A 22,638-nucleotide genomic window follows, 5' to 3' on the forward strand; every position below is an offset into this window, starting at 1 on the left:
AGGGGAAATTAAGTCTGGCCGGGGCGCAACTTATAGAAGATGTGTCGGCCGATCACGTCCATCTTCTTCAGGCGCTTGGCCCAATAGGGTCTCACATAATCCGCATGGTAGTGGGTCGCCCCACCGACATCGGCCAGATACGTCTTGCCCTCCAGAACCGCTGTGGCGATACGCTTTGCACGATCCCACGATTCCGGCTCCGTCACGCGCAGCGCTCTGCCTTCGCAGGCGAAGGTGAACTGGCAGGCCAGATGACGATGGCGGTTCTGATAGACGACACCGCAGATCGTCGAAGGATAGAGTCCACTCTTCACGCGGTTCAGAACCACCTGAGCGACGGCGGCCTGCCCGTCCTCCGATTCGCTGCGGGCTTCGAAATAGACCGCTTCGGCAAGGCAGCGCTGCTCCTTGCTGAGATTGTCGGGATCGATGAGGTCCGCATAGCGCGGCCGATCCTCGTCCGAACGGGTCAGAGACGTGACGCCGAACCCGTTCTTGTCGATCCGGGATACAGGTGCGGCCGCAATCTCGATCGGCGTCGCATCCGCAGGCGTGGGCGTCGTCGACGAGAGTACGATGGCGCGCTTCACCAGCGGAGTCGTCTGGCTCGCGGCCGCTCCAGTCGAACCCGCCGCAGCGGCGGTCGGCGACTGGATGGAGGTTGCCTGCCGGGTCGTGGTCAACTCCGGGGCTTGCCAGGGCTCGAAGCCGCGTTGCTCCATTTCGGGTGCCTCAAGCCGTCCCTCCATGAGGATCGTCGGCGGCAGCAGGTTCTCGTTTCGGCTGAACAGAAGGCGGCCTGCCGAAGGGCTCAGACTTGCTTGGATCTCCTGCGCTCGGTCCGAGAGGGTGGCGCTACGCATGACCGCACGCCCACCCTTCGTGCTGCGATCCGCGACCGGATAGCTGCCGGCACCCGCTTTCATCTCGGCTCGCAACGGCTCACCGCGCGCTGTCGCCTCGTCCGTCAGGTCATAACGTGGGGTCGAGCGCAGAATATCCCGACCCAGGTCGAGCCGGCTGGCGAGCGCAGCCGAGGCGATCGGCGGCACGAGCCCGGCATCGGCCAAGCGGGCGACTGGGCTGCGGGGCGTGAAACTGAAGCCGGAATGTACGTCGTTGCTGGCGGCGGCCGTGAAGGAGACCAGCAGTCCGGCCGCCAGCGCCCAGGGCGCCGTGGTGGCGCAGATCCATCTCACCCGAGAGCGACGATTCCGAAAACGCACGCGACCCAAACCCTACAAGCACTGTTACGGAGAGCCCTCACGAGGAGGGCTCCGGCTTGAATCGTTTATCGCCGATTAAGGTTGATGCGCGGTTAAGGCAGGCGCGCCGCCGCCTTCTGCAGAAGGGCTCCCGTCTCCGGATCGGCCGGGAAGAACGCCTCGATGGCGAGTTCGGAAAGGGTCACGTCGATGGGCGTCCCGAAAACCGTCGTCGTGCTGAAGAGAGTGAGGATGCCGTCCTCGGACCGGAGCCGGAGCGGCACGAGAACACCCGCATAATCCTGTCGCGGGTGAGGCGGACGCGACGTTCCGGAGGGGGGCGGGTAAGCCCGAAGCTCGTCCATCAGCTTCATCAAAGTCACATCGGCGGTCACTTCCACCTGATGGTGCAGGCGCGCAAGAATATGATCGCGCCACTCCGGAAAATTGACGATGCGCGATGCCATTCCCTGCGGATGAAGGCTCAGGCGCAACACATTCACCGGTGGCTTCAGAAGCCCGGGATCGACCGCGCCGACCAGCGGCATCAAAGCGCCATTGGCGGCAACGAGCGACCAATGACGGTCCACGGCCAGCGCAGGATAGGGCTCGTGTCCCTTCAAGACGAGATCGATGGCTTGGCGGGCCGCCTGAAGCGCCGGATCCTCAAAGGGTCGATGGGAATAGACCGGAGCATATCCCGCCGCGACAAGCAGGATGTTGCGCTCACGCAAGGGGACTTCGAGTCGATCGGCGAGATGCAGCACCATCTCGCGGCTCGGCTGAGAGCGTCCGGTTTCGATGAAACTCAGGTGGCGGGTGGAGATGTCTGCCTCGAGCGCGAGGTCCATCTGGCTCATGCGCCGACGCTGGCGCCAATCGCGCAGGTGATCGCCGACAGTGGAAGCTGGTGTGGTCATGGCTGCACGATAGCGGAAGGTCCCGCCCGCTTCCATGACCTGCGAGGTAATCGACGTGCCTCGCGGAGCTGATCATCGTGATGGGCATGGTCGATCGACGGGGTGGCGCAAAGCCCTTCGCCGGAGACCGCCGATCATCTCGAAGGAGCTTGTCATGCCTGTCATCGTTTCCTCTCCCCTTCTGCGTCAGGCCCTGGTCGCCGATGCCTCGACGAGCGCCGCATGCGGGCTCTTGATGCTTCTCGCGGGCGGACCGCTTTCGTCCCTCCTCGGACTGCGGGACCTGTTGCTGCGGCTGTCGGGGACCGCTCTTTTGCCATACGCCGCACTCGTGGGCTTTCTCGGGCTTCGCGAACGCCTGCCACGCGCAATGGTTTGGGCCGTGATCATCGGGAACGCCATCTGGGCTCTCGACAGCTTGCTGCTTCTTGTCAGCGGCTGGGTCGAGCCGACCCGCGCGGGCTATGCCTTCGTGATTGCGCAAGGGCTTGTGGTCCTCATGTATGCGGAGCTGCAATATGTCGGCCTGCGGCGCTCAAGAATGGCGTTCGCTGCCTGACGCGAGTTTCCTCGCCAAATCTTGCGATGATCCGTCAGGTCCTGTGGATCATCGCCTCGATTTTCTCGATCAGCATATTGAAGGCGAGCGGCTTCGCGATCACCTCCATACCAGGTCCAAGAAAGCCCTTCCTCAGGAGATTGCTTTCCACATAACCGGTCATGAAGAGGACCTTCAGATCCGGCCGCATCGCCAGCGCGGCATCCGCAAGCTGACGTCCATTCAAGCCCGGAAGTCCGACGTCGGTCAGGAGGAGATCGACTGGCAGAGACGACTGCAGAAGATGCAGCCCCTCCGGTCCATCTGCCGCATCGAAAACCCGATAACCAGTCTCCTGCAGCATTTCCACCACGAGCGCCCGAACCACCGGCTCATCCTCGACGACAAGGATCGTTGCACCCGTGGTCGTCCGACCGTCGATCGCTCCGGCCTGAATTTCAGCCTGCGGTGAATCCGGACCCGTGTAACGCGGCAGATAGATCGTCACGGTCGTGCCGCACCCAGGCGCAGACTCGATCCGGACATGCCCTCCCGACTGCTTCACGAAGCCATAGACCATCGACAACCCAAGCCCTGTCCCCTGCCCCATCGGCTTAGTCGTGAAGAAGGGTTCAAACGCCTTCTCGACCACATCCGGAGACATACCAGCCCCATTGTCGGCGACGGAAAGAGACACGTACCGTCCCTGCCCCAAGCCAAGTTGAGTTGCCATTTCGCCATCCTCGACGGCAAGGTTTTCTGTCGCGATGATGATCTGCCCACCATCATGCATGGCATCGCGTGCATTGATAACCAGATTGAGGACGGCATTCTCCAGTTGATGCGCGTCGCAATGCGTCATCCAGAGTTTCTTCGCAAAACGCTCCTCGACACGTATCGCTTCCCTGGTCGAGCGACGCAAGAGGTCCGCCATCGACGCAATGAGCATATTGGCGTCGACTGGCTTCGGATCGAGCGGCTGTCGGCGCGAGAAAGCGAGAAGGCGATGGGTCAGGGAGGCGGCACGCTTGGCTGATGAGAGGGCTGCCTCGATATAGCGGCCAGCCTGGTCTCCCTGGCCCCGAGCGATCCTGGTCTGGATCAGATCGAGACTTCCGATGACCCCCGTCAGCAGATTGTTGAAATCGTGAGCGATGCCGCCGGTGAGTTGACCAACCGCCTCCATCTTCTGGGATTGCCGCAAGGCTTCTTCAGCCTTGAGCAAGGCTTGCGCAGCCTCACGTTCGGCAGTGATGTCGCGTCCGATCGCGTGGACGTAGCCTTCGTCTGGAACGACCGTCCAGGAGATCCACCGGAAAGACCCGTCCTTGTGCCGAATGCGATTTTCACAGCGCAGCGGTCCGCCTCGATTGCCTGTCACTGCAAAGCAATGACCGTCTTCATCGCTCGACAAGAAACGGGAGAAAGGCATCGACGTGAGGTCGCCTTCATCCCACGCAAGCAGAGCCTTCCAGGCCGGGTTTGCCGCTACGACGGAGCCGCGCGCGTCGAGTACGATCATGAGATCGGTGGAAAGCCGCCATATCCGATCGCGCTCACGCGTACGCTCGAAAACGCGCTCTTCGAGCTGAGCGTTCATTTCCTCGAGTTCCTGCGCGGCGACATTCTGGTCGTGAATATCGGTGTTCGTTCCGATCCAGCGGATGACCTTGCCATCTGCGTCGCGGATCGGCACCCCCGTCGACAGGAACCAACGATAGGATTGGTCGCTCGTGCGCTTGAGGCGAAGCTCGCTCTCGAAAACCGTGCCCGTGTCGAGTGCAGTTTGCCAGGCCGCTGCGGTTGCCGCGACATCGTCGGGATGAATGACGCCGTGCCAGGCACCGCTTGCAAGCGCATCGACGGTGGTGCCGGTGTAATCGTAGAAGCGCCCGTTGAACCATTCGGCCTTGCCAGTCTCGCCAGCCTCCCAGACCTGATGCGGCACCGCCTCGACGAGGGCGCGGAAGCGCTCCTCACTGGCGCGCACGGCTTCCTCCGCAAGCTTCTGTTCAGTGACATCTCTGAAGAAGCTGACGATTCCGCCGGGAACCGGGCAGATGCGCAGTTCCAGCCACCGGTCCTTGCCGAAGCCAAGATAGCGACGCAGGATCGTGACCGGCACCTGCTCCCTTTGGCAGCGGCGATAGGCCTCTTCCAGTATCGAACCGGCGGAGGTCGGCCAGGCTTCCCAGTGAGTCCTGCCGAGGATCTCGTGCTCCTGACGGCCATCGTATTTCAGGGCCGCCGTATTGAGTTTGACGACACGAAAGTCCTCGTCGAAGGCGACGAAACCGTCACCCAGAAGATCGAGAATATGGTCGGCACGTTCGCTGTCAGCTTTGAGGGCCCATGCCGAACGGACGCGCTCGGTCACGTCGAGCCCTTGCAGGACGACCCCTTCGACTTGCCCCCCTGAACCGAGAATGGGACGACCGCTGAAATCGATGAAACGCTCCTCGACAGGAGCCTCTGGTTCGCGCTGAAGGTCGACCCGTAATCCTTGGATGCTGAAGGGCTCGCCCGTCGCATAGGCGCGCTCCAGACTTTCGCCGAGCGGCGAAGCGGATGCGACAGTCAGACTTGCAATGGAGGAGCCGATGATGTCCCGATGCCCGGCTAACTGACCGAAGGCTTGGTTCGTCCACGTGATCTTATGAGCTGGTCCGCGCAGCAGACAAAGAAAGCCGGGCGCCAGCGCCAGAATCTCCAGCGCGGACGCTTCGGAGCCGGAATGACCGAACTCGTTCGTTCCGGCTGGGCATGCGATCGGGCGAGGAACAGCAATATCCTGCTGCGTGCCGAGGCTCTGCGGCATCTTGCTCTTTCAAGAGGAGCTGGCCGCCACCCGGCCCCCTTCGTGACGTTCGTGATCGTCCATCGCTGACGTATGGACAGGCAACATCTACATAAATGCTATTCTATAACAATGCAACTGCAGGGTCCGCCGACAGGGTGCGAAGCCGCACCGGGCTCTGTCAGAAACTGCGCCCGTCGACGGGAATCGGCTTGAGGGCCTTCAGATCGACAGCCTCCAGGCAGCGTACATTGATGGCCGCCGTTTCCTCGCCAGAGCCCGGATTGCGGCCGAAAGCGAAGGGAGCACAGCCGCAGGTCGGGCAGAACCGGTGCTGAATGGCGTGCTTGTTGAAGGTGTAGGTCGACAGTTCACCCTCACCCTGCATCACCGTCAGGGAGGTGCGCGGGACGAAATTGAGCAGGTATCCCTTGCGGCTGCAATGAGAACAATTGCATTCCATGACCTGTTCGAGGTCGGTCTCGACCTCGAACGTCACCTTGCCGCAATGGCACGATCCCTTGTGCAGCATCCTGTTCCTCAGGCCTGGCTCGCCGCCTTGCCGCCCAATGCGGCCTGCGCCGCTGCGAGCCTTGCGATCGGAACACGATAGGGAGAGCAGGACACATAGTCGAGTCCGACGCTCTGGCAGAAATGGATCGATGCCGGATCGCCGCCGTGCTCGCCGCAGATACCGAGCTTGATGCCTCTGCGTGCCGTGCGCCCACGTTCCGCAGCGATGCGGATCAGCTCGCCGACACCTTCCTGATCGATCGTCACGAATGGATCGGCGGGCAGGATGCCCTTCTGCGTGTAGCTCCCTAAGAACGATGCCGCATCGTCACGGGAGATGCCAAGCGCCGTCTGCGTCAGGTCGTTGGTGCCGAAGGAGAAGAACTCTGCCGTCTCGGCGATCTCGCTAGCGCGAAGTGCCGCCCGCGGCAACTCGATCATCGTGCCGACCTGGTACTCGACCTTCACACCGGTTTCCTTCGCCACGGCCTCCGCCATCGCGACGATGCGCGCCTTCACGAGGTCGAGTTCCGCCTTTGTCATGACGAGAGGAACCATGATCTCGGGCACGATAGGCTTGCCCGTGGCCCGCCCTGCTTCAACCGCCGCCTCCAGGATGGCGCGAGCCTGCATCTCGGCGATTTCCGGATAGGCCACCGCAAGACGGCAACCGCGGAAACCGAGCATGGGGTTGAACTCGTGCAGCTCGGCGGCGCGACGCTTCAACTTGTCGACGGATGCCTTCATCGCCGTCGCGACTTCCTGCATTTCCGTTTCCGTGTGCGGCAGGAACTCATGCAAGGGCGGATCGAGAAGGCGGATCGTCACCGGCAATCCGCTCATGATCGTGAAGAGCTGGACGAAATCGGCTCGCTGCATCGGCAGCAGCTTCGCCAGGGCCGCGCGGCGGCCCGCCTCGTCGTCGGCGAGGATCATCTCGCGCACCGCAATGATGCGATCGCCTTCGAAGAACATATGCTCCGTGCGGCACAGGCCGATGCCTTCCGCGCCAAAATTGCGCGCCGTCTTAGCATCGAGAGGCGTCTCTGCATTGGCGCGCACCTTCATCTGCCGCACCTTGTCGGCCCAACCCATCAGGGTCGCGAACTCGCCCGAGAGCTCCGGCTCCAGCATCTTCACCTGACCGAGCAACACCTGACCATTGGCGCCGTCGATGGTGAGGATATCGCCTTTCTTGAGCGTCTGCCCGGCAACCGACATGGTCTGCCCGTTGTAATCGACCCGTATTGAGCCGGCACCGGAGACGCAGGGCTTGCCCATGCCGCGAGCGACCACCGCCGCGTGAGAGGTCATACCGCCGCGGGTGGTGAGGATGCCTTCTGCCGCATGCATGCCGTGGATGTCTTCCGGCGAAGTCTCGATGCGTACGAGAATGACCTTGCGGCCAGCCTTCTTCGCGGCTTCGGCATCTTCCGAGTTGAAGACGACTTCGCCCGAGGCAGCGCCGGGCGATGCAGGCAGGCCCGTGGCAAGGATTTTGCGATCGGCCTTAGGATCGATCATGGGATGCAGCAGCTGGTCGAGCGCTGCCGGCTCGACGCGGGTAATCGCCTCTTCCTGCGTGATCAGACCTTCCGATGCCAGCTCCACCGCGATGCGCAAAGCCGCCTTCGCGGTACGCTTGCCGTTGCGGGTCTGGAGCATCCAGAGCTTGCCTGTCTCGACCGTGAATTCCATGTCCTGCATGTCACGGTAGTGCTTCTCGAGAATTCCGTAGATGCGCACGAGCTCGTGATAGGCATCGGCCATCGCCCGCTCCATGGAGGGCTTGTCCGAACCGGATGCGACGCGCGCCTTCTCGGTGATGTCCTGCGGCGTGCGGATGCCCGCCACGACATCCTCTCCCTGCGCATTGATCAGGAACTCGCCATAGAGCTCCTTCTCGCCGGTCGAGGGATTGCGCGTGAAGGCAACGCCGGTGGCGGAGGTCTCGCCCATGTTGCCGAATACCATCGCCTGGACGTTGACAGCTGTGCCCCAGCTTGCCGGAATGCCGTGCAGCTCGCGATACTTGATGGCGCGGTTGTTCATCCAGGATCCGAAGACCGCCCCGATGGCACCCCAGAGCTGCTCCTCCGGCTCCTGCGGGAACGCCTTGCCAAGCTCCTTCTCGATGATGGCCTTGTAGCGCGGGATCAATGCCTTCCAGTCGTCGGCGGTCAGATCCGTATCGAGGCTATAGCCGCGACGGTCCTTGTACTCGTCGAGGGCTTCCTCGAAATGATGATGTTCGACCCCTAGGACCACGTTCGAATACATGGTGATGAAGCGACGATAGGAATCGTAGGCGAAACGCTCATCGCCGGCGCCTTTCGCCAAGGCCTGAACCGTCAGATCGTTGAGGCCGAGATTGAGCACCGTATCCATCATGCCCGGCATCGAAGCCCGGGCACCGGAGCGCACGGAAACCAGAAGCGGGTTCTCGGCATCGCCGAAGGTACGGCCGGTGAGCCGACCCACATAGGCCAGCGCTTTCTCGACCTCGCCCTTCAGCTCGGGCGGATAGGAGCTGCCGTGGTCGTAATAATAGGTGCAGACTTCGGTGGTGATGGTGAAACCGGGTGGGACCGGCAATCCGAGATTGGACATCTCGGCGAGGTTGGCGCCCTTGCCCCCGAGCAGGTTCTTCATCCCCGCCTCGCCCTCAGCCTTGCCGTCACCGAAGGTATAGACCCATTTCGCCATCATCCGACCCTTTGGCTCATATGACCTGCCGTCATGCAGGTGCTGGCTTGAAGCATGCCGAACCCAAACGCAACCTGAACAGCCAAGGTTCCGGCCTTCGAACCCTAGATACCAATGGCAACAATCGCGTTACGGCACCCTCGAAAGCAAGAGTTCCCTGAATTTTGTAACCTTATTAGGGAATCACTGGTTCCAGAGGATTCGCCGTGCCATCTCCCATCACCATCACCGCCGATCAGTCGACGACCTTCACCCTGGTGGCGGATTACAGCTCAGTCACCGACGCCGCGGGGGTGACCATCACCGGCCCCGACACCAGCACAGGCTTTGCCATCGATGCCACTGCCGGAGCGGGCGGGACCATTTCGGTTTACGGCACCCTGACCGCTGGCGGCGGAATCTACGATCCGACGTCTACGCGCCCAGGCTACAACGTCACCATCTACAAGCAGGGCTCCATCAATGCCACGATGGGGTACGGCATCGCTCTCCAGAAGCAGGCGACGGTGATCAATTACGGCGAGATCACGGCTCATCAGGTCGGCATCAGCCTCGGCGCCGGCGAGAGCATCGCGATCAATGACGGCTCCATCGCTGCAGATGTTGGAATTCAGGCCTTTGGCGACAACACGATTATCGACAACGGCGGGATGATCGATGCTGCGACGAATGGCATCGTCGTGAGGGGGGGAACGCCAACACGATCACGAATGGAGGCATCATCCATGCCGGACAAGTCGGGATCTGGCTCTACAACGCCACAGGGCTCTCGACGACCACCAATACGGGGACAATCACCGCAAGTGTCCTTGCGTTTAGGGGCAGCGCCAGCGCGAATGAATTCATCAATCACGGTACGATCCTGAGCAGCGTCGACATGCGCGGCGGTGACGATGTCTTCGACAATCGGGGAGGAACCGTTTCCGGCACGATCTTACTCGGCGACGGGAACGACAAGGCCTTCGGCGGCGACGGCAGCGAGACCTTCACGGACTGGTTCGGCAACGACACGATCGACGCGGGAGACGGGATCGACACGCTAAGCTACGAGCTCTCCCAGGATACCACCCTGCCGGTGAAAGTGGATCTCCGGATCACCACGGAGCAGACCAGCGTCTGGGGCACCGACACCTTTCTGAACTTCGAGAACGTCACCGGGGCAGTCGGCAACGATACGATCACCGGCAGCGACGGCGACAATGTCCTGAAAGGCCTTGGCGGAGCCGACAGCCTGAGCGGCGCGGGCGGAAACGATACGCTCATCGGCGGCGACGGCAATGACATGCTGGACGGCGGCGACGGCATCGACACCGCCGACTATAGCAGCGGCATCGTCGTGACGGTGGATCTCAGGCTCGAGACCGTGCAGGACACGGGAATGGGCAACGATGCCTTGAGCGGGATCGAGAACCTGATCGGCGGAGCCGCCGGAGACAGGCTCACCGGCAACGCGGCGGCCAATGTCCTGATCGGGGGCGGCGGCGCGGATCTGTTGTCCGGCAATGCGGGCAACGACAGCCTGAACGGCGGCGCAGGCAACGACGTCCTGGATGGCGGCACAGGAAATGACACGGCTGTCTTTGCGGGGACGCGGAGCAGTTATGTCATCGTCGCCAACGCAGACGGAACGTTCACCGTGACGGATATGATCCTGAACGGCAACGGCACGGACACGCTCCACAATGTCGAATTTGCGCGTTTCGACGATGCGACGGTGGATCTCGCCAGTCTCAAGTCCCCTACGACCTCGCCCGTTACCTCAGCCCCTCAGCAACCTATATCCATGGTTCTGCGCGGAACCTCCCGCGCCGATCGCCTGACGGGCTCTGACGGTGACGACAGACTCTACGGCAAAGCGGGCAAGGACATTCTCACCGGTGGTGCCGGCAAGGACGTGTTCGTGTTCGACACGGCCCTGAACAAAAAGACCAACCTGGACAAGATCGTCGACTTCAATGTCAAGGACGACACGCTCTGGCTCGACAACGCCGTGTTCAAGAAGCTCGGCAAGGGCAGCGAAGCCAAGCCCGGCAAGCTCAACAAGGCGTTCTTCACCATTGGCGATCACGCCAAGGACAAGAACGATTACCTGATCTACGACACCAAGAAGGGCGTTCTGTCATACGACGCCGATGGCTCGGGCAAGGGCACGGCCGTCGAGATCACCATCCTCAAGAAGGGCCTCAAGATGACCTATCTCGACTTCATGGTCATCTGAGCGCGCACCCATCCTGAAACCTTCGAAGCGATCGTCCCACCCGGGAGAGGGACAACCGCTATCAAGTCAGCAAAAAGAAAACGCCGGAGCGAGTGACTCCGGCGTTTTTAATTCACATCGTGTGAAGCATCAGACGCGATAGCGGCCGTTGCGCTTGACATAAACCGTGGAGCCGACAGGAACGCGCTCGTAGAGGTCGACGATGTCCTCGTTGAGCATGCGCACGCAGCCGGACGAGAGCTGCTCGCCGATGCTCCAGGGCTCGTTCGTGCCATGGATGCGGAACAGGATGTCGCGGCCGTCCTGATAGAGATAGAGCGCGCGGGCGCCGAGCGGATTGTCGAGACCGGCTTCGCGGAAACGCGGCAGATCCGGCTTGATGCTGACCATGGTCTTGGTCGGCGACCAGGCAGGCCACACGCCTTTGCGCCCGACCGAAGCTACCCCCTTCCAGGAGAAGCCCTGCTTGCCGACGCCGACGCCGTAACGGATCGCCTTGTTGTCGGGCTGTACGAGATAAAGCATGCGGTCGTCGATATCGACCACGATGCTGCCGGGCCTCTCGGATCCTTTGTACTCTACCGTCTGGCGGGCGTACTTCGCATCCATCTTGGTGCGATCGACGAGAGGAACATCGAATGGCTTATCGGGCGCAACGCCCACATACCAGCCCGCATAGGGATCCACCTCGGCAGCAACCTGCGGAGGTGTCTGAACGCTTTGGCACGCGGCGAGAGATGCACTCATCAGAGCGCCAAGCAGAAGTCGACGAAACATCATCGGTTTTTCATGAGCAGAGAAACGGAGTTGCCGACTGCGTAACGCGAAGCGGCCTGCAATACTGTGTCCCCGCTGCAACAACGACTTCAGAATGCGTTCTCACCCCTCTATGTATGAGAAATTTGCAACCGTGCGCGTCGCCTGGCGAATGGCATTCAGGAGGAGCAAACGGTTCTCGCGAAGCTCCACATCCTCCGCATTCACTGTCACTTTGTCGAAAAAGGCGTCGACAGCTGGGCGAAGTGCTGCAAGAGCGCGCATTGCGCCTTCGAAATCCTCACGCTTCACATATTCGCGAGCCTGCGACGATGCGTCCTCCAGGACGTGCAGAAGAACCTTTTCCTCCGGCTGTCCGCGCCGCTCGATAAGCGCGTGATTCGGAGTCGCGTCGTAATTGCGACCATCCTTCTTTTCCTCGATGCGGAGAATGTTCGCCGCACGCCGGAAGCCCGCGAGAAGATTGGCGCCGTCTTCCGTGTCGAGGAAGCGCCCAAGCGCTTCGACGCGACGAACGATCATGAGCAGATCGTCCTGTCCTTCGAGAGCAAACACAGCATCGATGAGATCGTGACGCGCACCTTGATCACGCAGATAGACCTTCAGGCGATCGGCGAAGAAGGAAAGCAGATCGTTCGCATCAAAGGTAGCACCGAAGTCCTGCCCTCTCTGATTGCGATAAAGCTGCAGCCCACCGTTGAACAGATCCAATAAATTCAACTGTAGCTCGTTCTCAACGATCAAGCGGATGATGCCGAGCGCAGCACGGCGCAGCGCGTAAGGATCCTTTGATCCCGTCGGCTTTTCGTCGATGGCCCAGAAGCCGACCAGCGTGTCGACCTTGTCTGCGAGCGCCACCGCGACGGAAACCGGATCGGTCGGGACGCGGTCGGAAGGACCGAGCGGCTTGTAGTGGCCCTCGATCGCCCCCGCAACACTCTCCGTCTCGCCCTGGATGATCGCATAGTAGCGACCCATCAGCCCCTGTAGCTCGGGAAACTCGCCGACCATTTCCGTTACGAGATCGGCCTTCGCGAGACGCGCTGCGCGCTTAGCCTGCCCGGTGGCGTCAATGGCTTTGAGATCGTCGACAAGAGCTTCGATCCGCTCCACGCGCTCGTACTGCGTGCCGAGCTTCTCGTGGAACACGATGGTCTTGAGCTTCTCGAGCCGGTCTTCGAGCTTCACCTTCTGGTCGGTTTCCCAGAAGAACTTCGCGTCCGACAAGCGTGCGCGCACCACGCGCTCATTGCCGCCGACGATCGTCTTGCCACCATCCTTCGCCACGAGGTTGGACGTGAGAAGAAATTTGTTGGCGAGCCCACCGGTCTTCGGGTCGCGCAGCACGAAGCATTTCTGGTTGGCGCGGATCGTGGCGCGGATCACTTCCTGCGGTATGGACAGGAAGCTTTCCTCGAAGGAACCCATCAGCACCACCGGCCATTCCACGAGGCCGGCGACCTCTTCCAGCAGTCCCTCGTCCTCGACGAGTTCGAGGCCTTGGGCGAAGGCCAGATCGCGTGCATCGTGCAGGATGATGTCCTTGCGGCGGTCCGCATCGAGCACGACCTTGGCTCGTTCGAGCGCCGGCGCATAATCGTCGAACCGGCGCACCTTGATCGGACCTGGCGCCATGAAGCGATGACCATAAGTCACATCGCTGGCCGCGATGCCATCCACCTGAACCGGCACGATGACCGGATCTTCGGTTTCCGGGCCGAAGGTGCAGACGATGGATTGCAGCGGCCGAACCCAGCGCAACGAACCAGGCTCCCGGGAGGCGGCGCCTGAGCGCATGGATTTCGGCCAGGGGAAGGTCTTGATGATCTGCGGAATGATCTCCGCCAAAACCTCCTCGGTCGGGCGTCCCGGCCGCTCGATCAGCGCCACGTAGAATTCGCCCTTCTTCGGATCTTTCTCGATCTTCGCCTGATCGAGGGAGGTCAGCCCCGCGCTTTTCAGAAAGCCCTGGACGGCAGCCTCGGGCGCGCCGACACGTGGGCCTTTACGCTCCTCGCGCACGTCCTGCCCCTTGACCGGCAAGCCGACGATGTTGAGCGCAAGACGCCGCGGCGTCGCGAAGGCCTTCGCGCCCTCATAGAGGAAGCCGCGCTCCACGAACGCGTCGGTCATGAGCTTCTTCAGATCCTCAGCGGCACGCCGCTGCATCCGGGCGGGAATTTCTTCGGAGAAGAGTTCGAGGAGAAGATCAGGCATTGTCGGGGGCGTCCATCAAAGGGAGAAGGGTAAGGGTGGCGGCGTCAGGCCTCCACGCCTCCGCCCTCGGTCTTCAGCCATGCGGCGCCGCAGGCTTTTGCGAGTTCGCGCACGCGTAGGATGTAGCTCTGGCGCTCCGTGACGGAGATGACGCCGCGTGCATCGAGCAGGTTGAAGATGTGGCTGGCTTTGATCGCCTGATCGTAGGCGGGCTGGGCCATGAGGTGGCGCTGATCATTGGCCCCCGGCTTCGGTTCACCCTCGGTCAAGTACTTGCGGCAAGCGGCCTCCGCATCGCGGAAATGGCGGAAGAGCATCTCCGTATCGGCATATTCGAAATTGTGCCGGGAATATTCCTGCTCAGCCTGCTTGAAGATATCCCCATAGGTAACCTTCTGGTCGCCTTCGAGGCCGTTGAAGTTCAGGTCGTAAATCGACTCGACGCCCTGGAGATACATGGCGAGGCGTTCGAGTCCGTAAGTGAGCTCACCGGCGACCGGAGCGACCTCGAAACCGGCTACCTGCTGAAAGTAAGTGAACTGCGACACTTCCATGCCGTCGCACCAGCATTCCCAGCCGAGGCCCCAGGCCCCGAGGGTCGGGCTCTCCCAGTCGTCCTCGACGAAGCGGATGTCGTGAACAGCGGTATCGATGCCGATGGCCTGCAGCGACTTCACGTAGAGATCCTGAATATCCGGCGGGTTCGGCTTCAGGATCACTTGGAACTGATAATAGTGCTGGAGACGGTTGGGGTTCTCGCCGTAGCGCCCGTCCTTGGGACGGCGCGAGGGCTGCACATAGGCCGCGCGCCAGGGTCTCGGACCGAGCGCCCGCAGGGTCGTCGCCGGATGGAACGTGCCGGCGCCCATCTCCATGTCGTAAGGCTGGAGGATGACGCAACCCTGGCTCGCCCAGTAGCGCTGGAGCGTCAGGATCAGCCCCTGGAAGGACCGCGCAGGATTCAAAAGCGCATCATCGCTGGTCATGTCGGCGTCCGGTCTTATGGATGGTGTGCCGAACCCTTGGGATGCAGGGCGGCTCAAGTCAAGGGTTTGGGGTACCTCACCTCTCCCCTTCCCGAGGGAGAGTCGCGCCGCGGGCACAGATGATGGTTCGAGGGGAAATGTGCCCTAGCGTGAGCGGCGCGATGAGACCCTATAGCCCCAATCGCGCCCAAGAAGCACGCTCTTCGAGGGCTCCCAGCACCGCGTCGGGATCCACGAGGCCTGTCTCTCCAAGCGCCCGGCGGCCGAGAAGACGGCTGAGAAGAGGCTGACGCGGCGGCTCGATCATGCGCAGTTGCACTTTCTCGCCGAAGCGCTCGCGCATCACCGTGCGGATGTCGCCGACGCCGTCCGCGAGGCCGAGGCGAACGGCATGCTGCCCGACCCAGAAGGCCCCCGAGAACAGGTCGCTGTTCGTCTCGTCCAGCTTGGCGCCGCGACGGGAGCGGACGAGACCCACGAAGACCTCGTGAATCTCTTTCTGAAGCTCCTTGAGGCGCTCCACGTCCCGCGGGTCCTCAGGCTGGAAGGGGTCGAGCATCGCCTTCTTCTCGCCGGCGGTATAGACGCGCCGCTCGATCCCGAAGCGCTCGATCAGCCGGTCGAAACCGAAGCCGGCGGAAACCACTCCGATGGACCCGAGAACCGAGGACGGATCGGCATAGATCTCGTCCGCCGCGCAGGCGATCATGTAGCCGCCGGACGCTGCCGCATCCTCCACGAAAGCGAAGACCGGCAGTTTCTTTTCCTCGGCGAGGGCGCGGATACGCCGGAAGATCAGGTGCGACTGCGCCGGCGAGCCGCCGGGAGAATTCACGACGATCGCCACCGCCTTGGCGCCCGACACCGAAAACGCGCGCTCCAGCACGGGCGCCAATCCTGCAATCGACAGGCCCGGTCGGAGGGGCATCATCGCACCGATCGCACCCGACAGGCGCACCACCGGCACCAACGGATGGCGGACCCGGAACCGGGCCGGAACAAGGAATTGTAGACGCTCGGGAAGACGCGAGATCAACGAAGCTTGGGTCATGACGTGCATGTAGTGCAGGCGACAACGTTGCGCCAGCGGGCGGATCGAGGACAACAGCAGAATGGCCAAGATGAACGTTCCTTTAGGGAACCTGTCGGCCTTCGTTCAGTTAGGGACCCTTAAGCATTAGGTCTTAGAACAGCCCCGTTCGATACCCTGTAACGGACGGACAAAGCGCCCGAGCAAGGAGATTCAGATGCGTCAGTTTCTTTACGGCCTTTTCGGCGTGGCAGCCCTGGGATTCGGTGCATTCGCCGCCCAGCCAGCCTCCGCTCAGCCCTTCCATCCGGGCTACCATGGCGGGCCTGCCGTCGAGACCGTACAGTATTATGGGCCGCCTCCCGGCTACTATCGTCGCTGGCATCGTCCGCCGCCCCGCTACGGCTATTATGGCCGCCCGTATCGTCCTGCGGCGCGCTGCTGGGTCCGGCCGGAGCGAGTCTGGAACGGCTATCGCTGGGTCTCGCGTCCGGTTCGCATCTGCCGCTAAGTTCGGCAACCATCAATCAAGCAGGGCGCCTTGCGGCGCCCTTTTTCTTTGGAAGTGTGAAGTCACGAGAGCCACGCTTCACCGCGATGGATGGCGGCAGCCCGCGGCGTGAAACGCCCATCCGGGCCGTGGAGGATGAGCGGAGGTAGGATCGTCAGGGGCGCCCGGCTGCCCTTCGTGCCCGACAGGAGAAGCCTGATCGCCGGTTCGCCCTCGGCAGGATGGATGAAACGAAGCGAGAGGCCACCGAGCCTTCCGCCAGCAGCGCCCAGACAATCCGCCAATCGGTCGGCCCTATGGATCAGGACCAGTCTCCCTTTCGGCTTGAGCAGGCTGACGCAGGCCCGGACCCACGCCTCGAGGCCCCCGGAGGGCAGTGCGTGGGCGGCCGCCCTTCCCCGGTCAGGAGATAGCCTCGCCCGCCCCTCCTCCAGAAAGGGAGGATTGGTGAGCACGAGATCGGCAGACTCAGGCTGCAGCCCGGCAGCGAGACGGGCTGCGGGGTCGAGAACGTCCGTGACGACTACCTCGCCGGAGATCCCATTGGCGCGGCAATTGAGGCGGCAGAGCTCCGCCAGATCGCGATCGCGCTCGACGAAAACGAACCGCGCCTCCTTCGCACGGGCCGCCGCCATGAGGCCGACGGCACCGGTCGAAGCTCCCACGTCGATCACGACATCTCGGGGCCGAACCGGGGCGGACGCTGCAAGCAGCACGGCATCGGAACCGGCCCGATGCCCCTTTCGTGGCTGCAACAAGGATACTCGCCCGTCGAGAAGCGAATCGGTCGTAACGTCATCCATGACGCAACTCGGCATCGAGACCGGCTTCCCGGATAAGCCGGCGCGCCTGCGCCTCGTGATCCTCAGGAACCAGGATTCTCCTGGGAAATGCGCCTGTCATGCCCTCCAGGGCGCTCATATGGGCATCTGCGACCAGAACCGGGATATTGGCGTTTTCCAACAACGATTGTAGGAAGCCGACCAGAACGAGATCGCTGGTTCTGACGATTTCGACCATCGGCGCCGGGCCCTCCTGCGGCAAACGTTGCATTGCAGCATGAGATCCACCATGCCACGGTGTCTTGATATTCCTACCGGCTGATCAGGCCGGCAACCCGGGTTTGGAGCGTGGGCGTCGTCGTACCCTTCGAAGACAAGCATCCTGAGAGGAATGCGAGCATCGAGAAGCTCGTCTCTCTTGTGTCCTCGGACATGGAGCGGGTCAATGCGATGATCCTGTCGCGCACCGGCTCGGAAGTCACCATGATCCCGGAGGTGGCCACCCACCTCATCTCTTCGGGCGGCAAGCGCCTGCGCCCCATGCTGACGCTCGCGACCGCCGGTCTCGCAGGTTACGAGGGCGACGGCCACGTCAAACTCGCGGCCAGCGTCGAGTTCATGCACACGGCCACCCTTCTCCACGACGATGTGGTGGACGAGAGCGATATGCGTCGGGGCAAAATCGCGGCGCGCATCAAATGGGGCAACGAGGCCAGCGTCCTCGTAGGCGATTTCCTGCTCGGCCAGGCTTTCCGCATGATGGTGGAAGTCGGATCGCTGCGCGCCCTCGATATCCTGTCCGCCGCGGCGACGGTGATCGCGGAGGGCGAGGTGATGCAACTCGCAGCCGCCAAGAACACCGAGACGACGGAAGACGAGTACCTGGCCGTGATTCGCGGCAAGACCGCCGAACTCTTTGCGGCAGCCTGCGAGGTCGGCCCGGTGATTGCCAACCGCTCCAAGGCGGAGCAGGCCGCCTGCCGCTCCTATGGAATGAATCTCGGCATCGCCTTCCAACTCGTGGACGACGCACTCGATTACGGGGGCAAAGCCGCGACCCTCGGCAAGAACATCGGCGACGATTTTCGGGAGGGGAAGATTACCCTCCCCGTCGTCCTGTCCTTCCGGCGCGGCACGGATGAAGAGCGCGCCTTCTGGCGGCGTGCATTGGAGCGGGGCGAGACCGAGGATCTCGAACAGGCCATCGCCATCATGCGCCGCCATCGGGCCCTTGAGGACACCATCGAGCGTGCACGCCATTATGGCGCCATGGCGCGCGATGCCCTCGAACTTTTCCCCAATGGGCCGATGAGACAGGCGCTGCTTGAGACCGTCGATTTCTGCATAGCACGTGCGCACTAAGCGCCGTTCTTTTTACAGAACAGAATGATTGACAAACCGTCCATTTGGCCGGATATTGATCCCGCTTCCGCAGGGCTTCGGCCCAGCGGAAGCCGCGGTGATTTGAGACGAGCAGCTTGCCCCGCGTGACCAAAGGCTAAAGCGCCACGAGCGGCCTCCGCCTCGTGGTTCACGAGATCGGGCTATGACGCGGCGTATCACCACCATGACACTCATGCCGAATCAGCAGCCTCCACAGGCTGAGCGGTGTTGTCGCTTCACCACCTGATCTTCTCAAACCCGAACCACATGTCCGGCTTCGTGCTGAAGCCCGGTTGCATTCTGCCCGAAAGGTATCCCCATGTCCGTATTCACCCGCCGCACCCTTCTCTCCGCCACCCTCGCGCTTGGCGCCGCCCTCTCCCTGGCGCTGCCTGCTGTTGCCGCGGACCAGACCATCAAGGTCGGCGTCATGTCCGGCGCTGAGGAGGAAGTGGCCCAGGTCGTCAAGAAGGTCGCTGCTACCAAGGGACTGAACGTCCAGCTCGTGCCGTTCTCGGACTATGCCCTCGTCAACGAGGCGCTGGCCCGCGGCGATCTCGACGCCAACGCCTTCCAGCACAAGCCCTATCTCGACGCGCAGATCGCCGCACGCGGCTACAAGATCGTGCCTGTGGGCTTCACCTTCGTACAGCCGATAGGACTCTATTCGAAGAAAGTGAAATCCGTGGCTGATCTCCAGAAAGGGGCAAAGATCGGCATCCCGAACGACCCCAGCAACGGCGGTCGTGCACTCAACCTTCTGGCCGCGCAAGGCCTGATCAAGCTGAAGGACGGCAAGGGCCTGTCGCCATCGCTCCTCGACATCGCCGAAAACCCGAAGGGCATCGTCATTTCCGAGCTCGATGCGGCGCAGCTGCCCCGCGCCCTGCCCGACCTCGATGCCGCGGTGATCAATACCGATCACGCCTTGAACGGCGGCCTCGACATCCGCAAGGACACGATCGCCGTGGAAGTGCGGGAAGGCAATCCTTACGCGAACTTCGTCGCGGCCCGGCAGGGCGAGGAGAATCGCGCCGAAATCAAGACCTTCGTGGCCTCCTACCAGTCGCCGGACGTCGCCGCCTTCCTCGACACCCGCTTCAAGGGCGCGATCATCCCCGCGTGGTAAGCGGCCATCTCACGCAGATCGACATGCGGCCGGGCTCGTCCCGGCCGTTCTGCTGCGGGTTGCCCCCTTCTTGACCGGACCTCCCGAGGCTCAGGTCAGGCGCGTTGCCTCGACCCACCAATCCGGCCGTTCCAGCCTGATGTGGGCTGCGGCTCGCTCCGCGGCTGGAGGATCGTCGTAGAGCGCGAAGACGGTCGCACCCGAGCCGGACATCCGGGCGAGGCGGCAACCCGTCGTCGCGGCGAGCAGGCTCAAAGCCTCCCCGATCAGCGGCTGAAGGCTGCGGGCGGGCCGCTCCAGATCGTTCCGGGCCGCGCGCAGCTGTTCAAACAGCGCCTCGCTGGAAACAGGACTCACATTCGGATGTGGTGGACCTTCCAAAGTCTGTCCGAGCTGCAGCCCGAGCGCCTGGAACACGGCCGGAGTCTCCACTGGGACACGTGGATTGATCAGCACGGCGAAAAGCTGCGGCAGGTGCAAAGGCGGCCCAAGCTCCTCGCCCGCTCCGGACATCATTCGCGCCTGCGGTTCAAGACAGACGGACACATCGGCACCGGTCAGACGAGCAACCTCCCGGATGGCCGGATGCGACAAGGGCAGATCGTTGAGCTGTGCGAGAAGACGCAAGGCGGCGGCTGCGTCGGAGGAGCCTCCGCCGATGCCCGCGGCGACGGGAAGCCGCTTCGTCAGCCGAAAGGTCCCAAGGCGCAGACCCGCGACGCGTTCGGCCAGGAGGCGGGCCGCCTTCAGGACGAGATTGTCGGCAACATCACCGGAAAGTGCAGCGGTGGGCCCACTGATCTCAAAGCCGAGGCGATCGCCCGGTTCGAGACTCAGGTCGTCGCCCGTTTCTGCAAAGGCGACGAGGCTTTCGAGCGCATGATAGCCGTCAGCGCGACGCCCCAGAACGTGGAGCGTGAGATTGATCTTGGCAGGAGCATGGGTCGCGAGGCGCTGAGGCATGGCAGTTCCATGCCCGAGCGAGCGCCCGTTGGAAAGAGGCGACTTCGCCCGCTCCGGCATCGTGGCGCGGACAATAAAATGGCCGGGACATGCCCGGCCATCATCTCTCGTGTGGGAAGACCTAGCCGCCTCCTGCGGTCGGCGGCGCTGCCTGCGGAGTGGTCTCGGCAGCGGGAGCGGCAGGCGTCGTGGCAGCCGGCGACGGGGTGGCGTCCGCCTCATCGAGCCCATTGTCGATCTTCTTGAGGATCTTCACGAGATCCTCCTGCTCGGGGTTCGAATCCTTGGCATGATTCCACTGGAACTTGGCCTCGAGCTTGCGGCCCGTCTTCCAGTAGGCATCTCCCAAATGGTCGTTGATGACCGGATCGCCCGCCTTGAGCTCGACGGCCTTCTCCAGCTCGCGCACGGCGTCGTCGTAGCGGCCCATGCGGTAATAGGCCCAGCCGAGGCTGTCGATGATCATGCCGTCGCGGGGAGCAAGCTCCACCGCCCGGGTCAGCATCTTGAAGGCCTCATCGATATTCTCGTTCCGATCGACCCAGGAATAGGCCAGGTAGTTGAGAACCTGCGCTTTGCCTGCCGGCAGAGTTTCCGGGACGAGGTCCAGGGACTTCTTCAGGTCGGCCTCTGCCTTGTCCCACTGCTTGGCGCGCTCGTAGGAAGTGCCACGGTAGAAGAACAGGATCCAGTGGCTGCGCTCGGGCGCCCCGATGAGCTTGATCGCCTTGTCGTAGGCATCTGCAGCTTCGGCGAACTGCTTGCGCGAGCGCTGCACGTTGCCGAGGGCCATCACCACCTCGACGTCGTCCGGATGCTTCTCCATGAGAGCTTTGAGATAGCTCTCCGCCTCGGCGCTGCGGCCGAGAAGCTCATAATTCTGACCGATTGCGATATCGGCCCCGGTGCGGACGGGGGCATCCTTCGGAACGCGCGTGAAGATCTCGTTGGCCTGATCGTATTGCTTCAGGCGCTCGTAGACATCGCCTAGGGTGACGAGCGCGAGGGCGTGCTTCGGATCGAGATCGAGACCGAGACGCAGATAGATGATGGCGGTCAGCTCGTCGCCTTGGCTGTTGCCGACGACGCCGAGGCCATAGAGGAGCTCAGCCGCGCCTTCCTGCGCCGTGGTGACGGTCGGGCCCAGCGGCTTGCCGTCCTTCAGCGTGGCCATGGCGGCGCGCACTGCCGGATGGCGTGGAACGACGTCGTCAAAGCTCTTGTAGAGGGCCAGCGCCTCGTCACGACGGCCGCGCTTGGCGAGGAAGCGGGCATAGGCATCGACGACCTGAAGCGTGTTGCGCTCGCCCTCATAGGCGGCCTTGAAGCGCTTCTCCGCTTCGGCCGAATTGCCGGTCACATCGGCGATCAGGGCGGCGTGGTATTCGCGAAACTGATTGAACGCCCGCTCGCTCTTGAGCTTGTCTACGGTCGCCAGGGCCTGCTTGCCATCCTTGGCGCCAGCATAGGCCCAGGCGGTGAGGAGCGTGCCCGTCAGGTCCGCCGGACGGCCCTTGACGTTGAGCTTGGCACGGGCATCGCCATATTTCTTGGCTTTGAGCGACTGAACGGCGAGCGCGAAGCGCGCGAGATTGTTCGACTGGTCCCGGGACGTCAGCTGCTCGGCCGTGCGATAGGCCTCGCCCATGGAACCGTTCGCTAGAAAGGCCACGAAGGCGCGCTCGACGAGCTCCTGATTGCGCGGATCCTCCTGGATGGCCTCGCGAAAGAACGTCGTCGCGGCAGCGGTATCATGGGCCGATCCGGCGACGTAGGCGGCCAGAAAGTTGCCCTCGAGACTTTGTGCCGGTTTCAGGGTCTCGTTCGGATCCGTATTGACCGCAAAGGCGGGCGCCGTCAGCAGAGTGGCAGCCGCAAACACAAGTGCAGGCAGGCCTTTGCGGGCCGGGAACATATTAAAGGTTGGCACTCAGTGCTGCTCCAATCATCGCGCGTCCGGGGA

19 protein-coding genes are annotated in these 22,638 nt (G+C 62.6%); 6 read left to right on the plus strand and 13 right to left on the minus strand.

Annotated features, from left to right (window positions below; genetic code table 11):
* Positions 1 to 8: 8 nt before the first annotated feature.
* Both K9B37_RS06520 and K9B37_RS06525 read right to left on the minus strand, forming a co-directional pair.
* Positions 9 to 1,199, minus strand: coding sequence for a cell wall hydrolase (locus K9B37_RS06520; RefSeq protein WP_224312257.1), 1,191 nt, complete (start codon positions 1,197 to 1,199; stop codon positions 9 to 11).
* Between the two features lie 119 nt (positions 1,200 to 1,318).
* Positions 1,319 to 2,125 carry a helix-turn-helix domain-containing protein gene (locus K9B37_RS06525; protein ID WP_224312259.1) on the minus strand — a complete coding sequence of 269 codons (807 nt, stop codon included), beginning with the start codon at positions 2,123 to 2,125 and terminating at the stop codon, positions 1,319 to 1,321.
* A 154-nt stretch (positions 2,126 to 2,279) separates the two neighbouring features.
* Between K9B37_RS06525 and K9B37_RS06530 the strand changes: the two genes are divergently transcribed.
* Positions 2,280 to 2,684 carry a hypothetical protein gene (locus K9B37_RS06530; RefSeq protein ID WP_224312260.1) on the plus strand — a complete coding sequence of 135 codons (405 nt, stop codon included), beginning with the start codon at positions 2,280 to 2,282 and terminating at the stop codon, positions 2,682 to 2,684.
* A gap of 34 nt (positions 2,685 to 2,718) precedes the next feature.
* On the opposite strand, the gene K9B37_RS06535 is transcribed toward K9B37_RS06530, so the two are convergent.
* From K9B37_RS06535 to ppdK, 3 genes are all read right to left on the minus strand, one after another.
* Positions 2,719 to 5,481 (minus strand): hybrid sensor histidine kinase/response regulator, encoded by a 2,763-nt coding sequence (locus K9B37_RS06535; RefSeq protein WP_224312262.1) that lies wholly within the window; start codon positions 5,479 to 5,481, stop codon positions 2,719 to 2,721.
* Between the two features lie 160 nt (positions 5,482 to 5,641).
* Entirely contained in the window at positions 5,642 to 5,992 is a 351-nt protein-coding gene (locus K9B37_RS06540; RefSeq protein WP_224312264.1) for a GFA family protein, read from the minus strand.
* A gap of 8 nt (positions 5,993 to 6,000) precedes the next feature.
* The gene (gene ppdK / locus K9B37_RS06545; RefSeq protein WP_224312510.1) at positions 6,001 to 8,679 is read right to left on the minus strand and encodes a pyruvate, phosphate dikinase; all 2,679 of its coding nucleotides are present in this window, start codon (positions 8,677 to 8,679) and stop codon (positions 6,001 to 6,003) included.
* Between the two features lie 206 nt (positions 8,680 to 8,885).
* Between ppdK and K9B37_RS06550 the strand changes: the two genes are divergently transcribed.
* Positions 8,886 to 9,545 (plus strand): hypothetical protein, encoded by a 660-nt coding sequence (locus tag K9B37_RS06550; protein ID WP_224312266.1) that lies wholly within the window; start codon positions 8,886 to 8,888, stop codon positions 9,543 to 9,545.
* A gap of 11 nt (positions 9,546 to 9,556) precedes the next feature.
* The gene (locus tag K9B37_RS06555; RefSeq protein WP_224312268.1) at positions 9,557 to 10,897 is read left to right on the plus strand and encodes a calcium-binding protein; all 1,341 of its coding nucleotides are present in this window, start codon (positions 9,557 to 9,559) and stop codon (positions 10,895 to 10,897) included.
* A gap of 129 nt (positions 10,898 to 11,026) precedes the next feature.
* On the opposite strand, the gene K9B37_RS06560 is transcribed toward K9B37_RS06555, so the two are convergent.
* From K9B37_RS06560 to K9B37_RS06575, 4 genes are all read right to left on the minus strand, one after another.
* Positions 11,027 to 11,677 carry a L,D-transpeptidase gene (locus K9B37_RS06560; protein WP_224312270.1) on the minus strand — a complete coding sequence of 217 codons (651 nt, stop codon included), beginning with the start codon at positions 11,675 to 11,677 and terminating at the stop codon, positions 11,027 to 11,029.
* 99 nt (positions 11,678 to 11,776) lie between these two features.
* The gene (gene glyS / locus K9B37_RS06565; protein ID WP_224312271.1) at positions 11,777 to 13,891 is read right to left on the minus strand and encodes a glycine--tRNA ligase subunit beta; all 2,115 of its coding nucleotides are present in this window, start codon (positions 13,889 to 13,891) and stop codon (positions 11,777 to 11,779) included.
* 44 nt (positions 13,892 to 13,935) lie between these two features.
* Positions 13,936 to 14,877 carry a glycine--tRNA ligase subunit alpha gene (locus K9B37_RS06570; protein WP_224312273.1) on the minus strand — a complete coding sequence of 314 codons (942 nt, stop codon included), beginning with the start codon at positions 14,875 to 14,877 and terminating at the stop codon, positions 13,936 to 13,938.
* A 169-nt stretch (positions 14,878 to 15,046) separates the two neighbouring features.
* Positions 15,047 to 15,928, minus strand: coding sequence for a S49 family peptidase (locus K9B37_RS06575; protein ID WP_224312511.1), 882 nt, complete (start codon positions 15,926 to 15,928; stop codon positions 15,047 to 15,049).
* A 196-nt stretch (positions 15,929 to 16,124) separates the two neighbouring features.
* Between K9B37_RS06575 and K9B37_RS06580 the strand changes: the two genes are divergently transcribed.
* Positions 16,125 to 16,418: a hypothetical protein gene (locus tag K9B37_RS06580; RefSeq protein ID WP_224312275.1), complete on the plus strand. Its 294-nt coding sequence runs from the start codon at positions 16,125 to 16,127 to the stop codon at positions 16,416 to 16,418.
* 62 nt (positions 16,419 to 16,480) lie between these two features.
* Here the strand turns inward: K9B37_RS06580 and K9B37_RS06585 are convergent, their stop codons facing one another.
* The gene (locus tag K9B37_RS06585; RefSeq protein ID WP_224312277.1) at positions 16,481 to 17,221 is read right to left on the minus strand and encodes a tRNA1(Val) (adenine(37)-N6)-methyltransferase; all 741 of its coding nucleotides are present in this window, start codon (positions 17,219 to 17,221) and stop codon (positions 16,481 to 16,483) included.
* Positions 17,214 to 17,438, minus strand: a complete 225-nt coding sequence (locus K9B37_RS06590) for a putative signal transducing protein (RefSeq protein ID WP_224312280.1) — start codon at positions 17,436 to 17,438, stop codon at positions 17,214 to 17,216. The genes K9B37_RS06585 and K9B37_RS06590 overlap by 8 nt, the downstream gene beginning before the upstream one ends.
* A 110-nt stretch (positions 17,439 to 17,548) precedes the next feature.
* Between K9B37_RS06590 and K9B37_RS06595 the strand changes: the two genes are divergently transcribed.
* The gene (locus K9B37_RS06595; protein WP_224312282.1) at positions 17,549 to 18,562 is read left to right on the plus strand and encodes a polyprenyl synthetase family protein; all 1,014 of its coding nucleotides are present in this window, start codon (positions 17,549 to 17,551) and stop codon (positions 18,560 to 18,562) included.
* Positions 18,563 to 18,902: 340 nt separating this feature from the next.
* A complete protein-coding gene (locus tag K9B37_RS06600; protein ID WP_224312284.1) occupies positions 18,903 to 19,712 on the plus strand; it encodes a MetQ/NlpA family ABC transporter substrate-binding protein in 810 nt (269 codons plus the stop codon).
* Between the two features lie 90 nt (positions 19,713 to 19,802).
* On the opposite strand, the gene K9B37_RS06605 is transcribed toward K9B37_RS06600, so the two are convergent.
* Both K9B37_RS06605 and K9B37_RS06610 read right to left on the minus strand, forming a co-directional pair.
* Complete coding sequence (locus K9B37_RS06605) at positions 19,803 to 20,675, minus strand: 4-(cytidine 5'-diphospho)-2-C-methyl-D-erythritol kinase (protein WP_224312286.1); 873 nt, start codon at positions 20,673 to 20,675, stop codon at positions 19,803 to 19,805.
* A 121-nt stretch (positions 20,676 to 20,796) separates the two neighbouring features.
* Entirely contained in the window at positions 20,797 to 22,605 is a 1,809-nt protein-coding gene (locus K9B37_RS06610) for a tetratricopeptide repeat protein (protein ID WP_439651692.1), read from the minus strand.
* Between the last annotated feature and the right edge of the window lie 33 nt (positions 22,606 to 22,638).

It is taken from the genome of Microvirga puerhi, from assembly GCF_020089865.1.
Taxonomy (GTDB): Bacteria; Pseudomonadota; Alphaproteobacteria; order Rhizobiales; family Beijerinckiaceae; genus Microvirga; species Microvirga puerhi.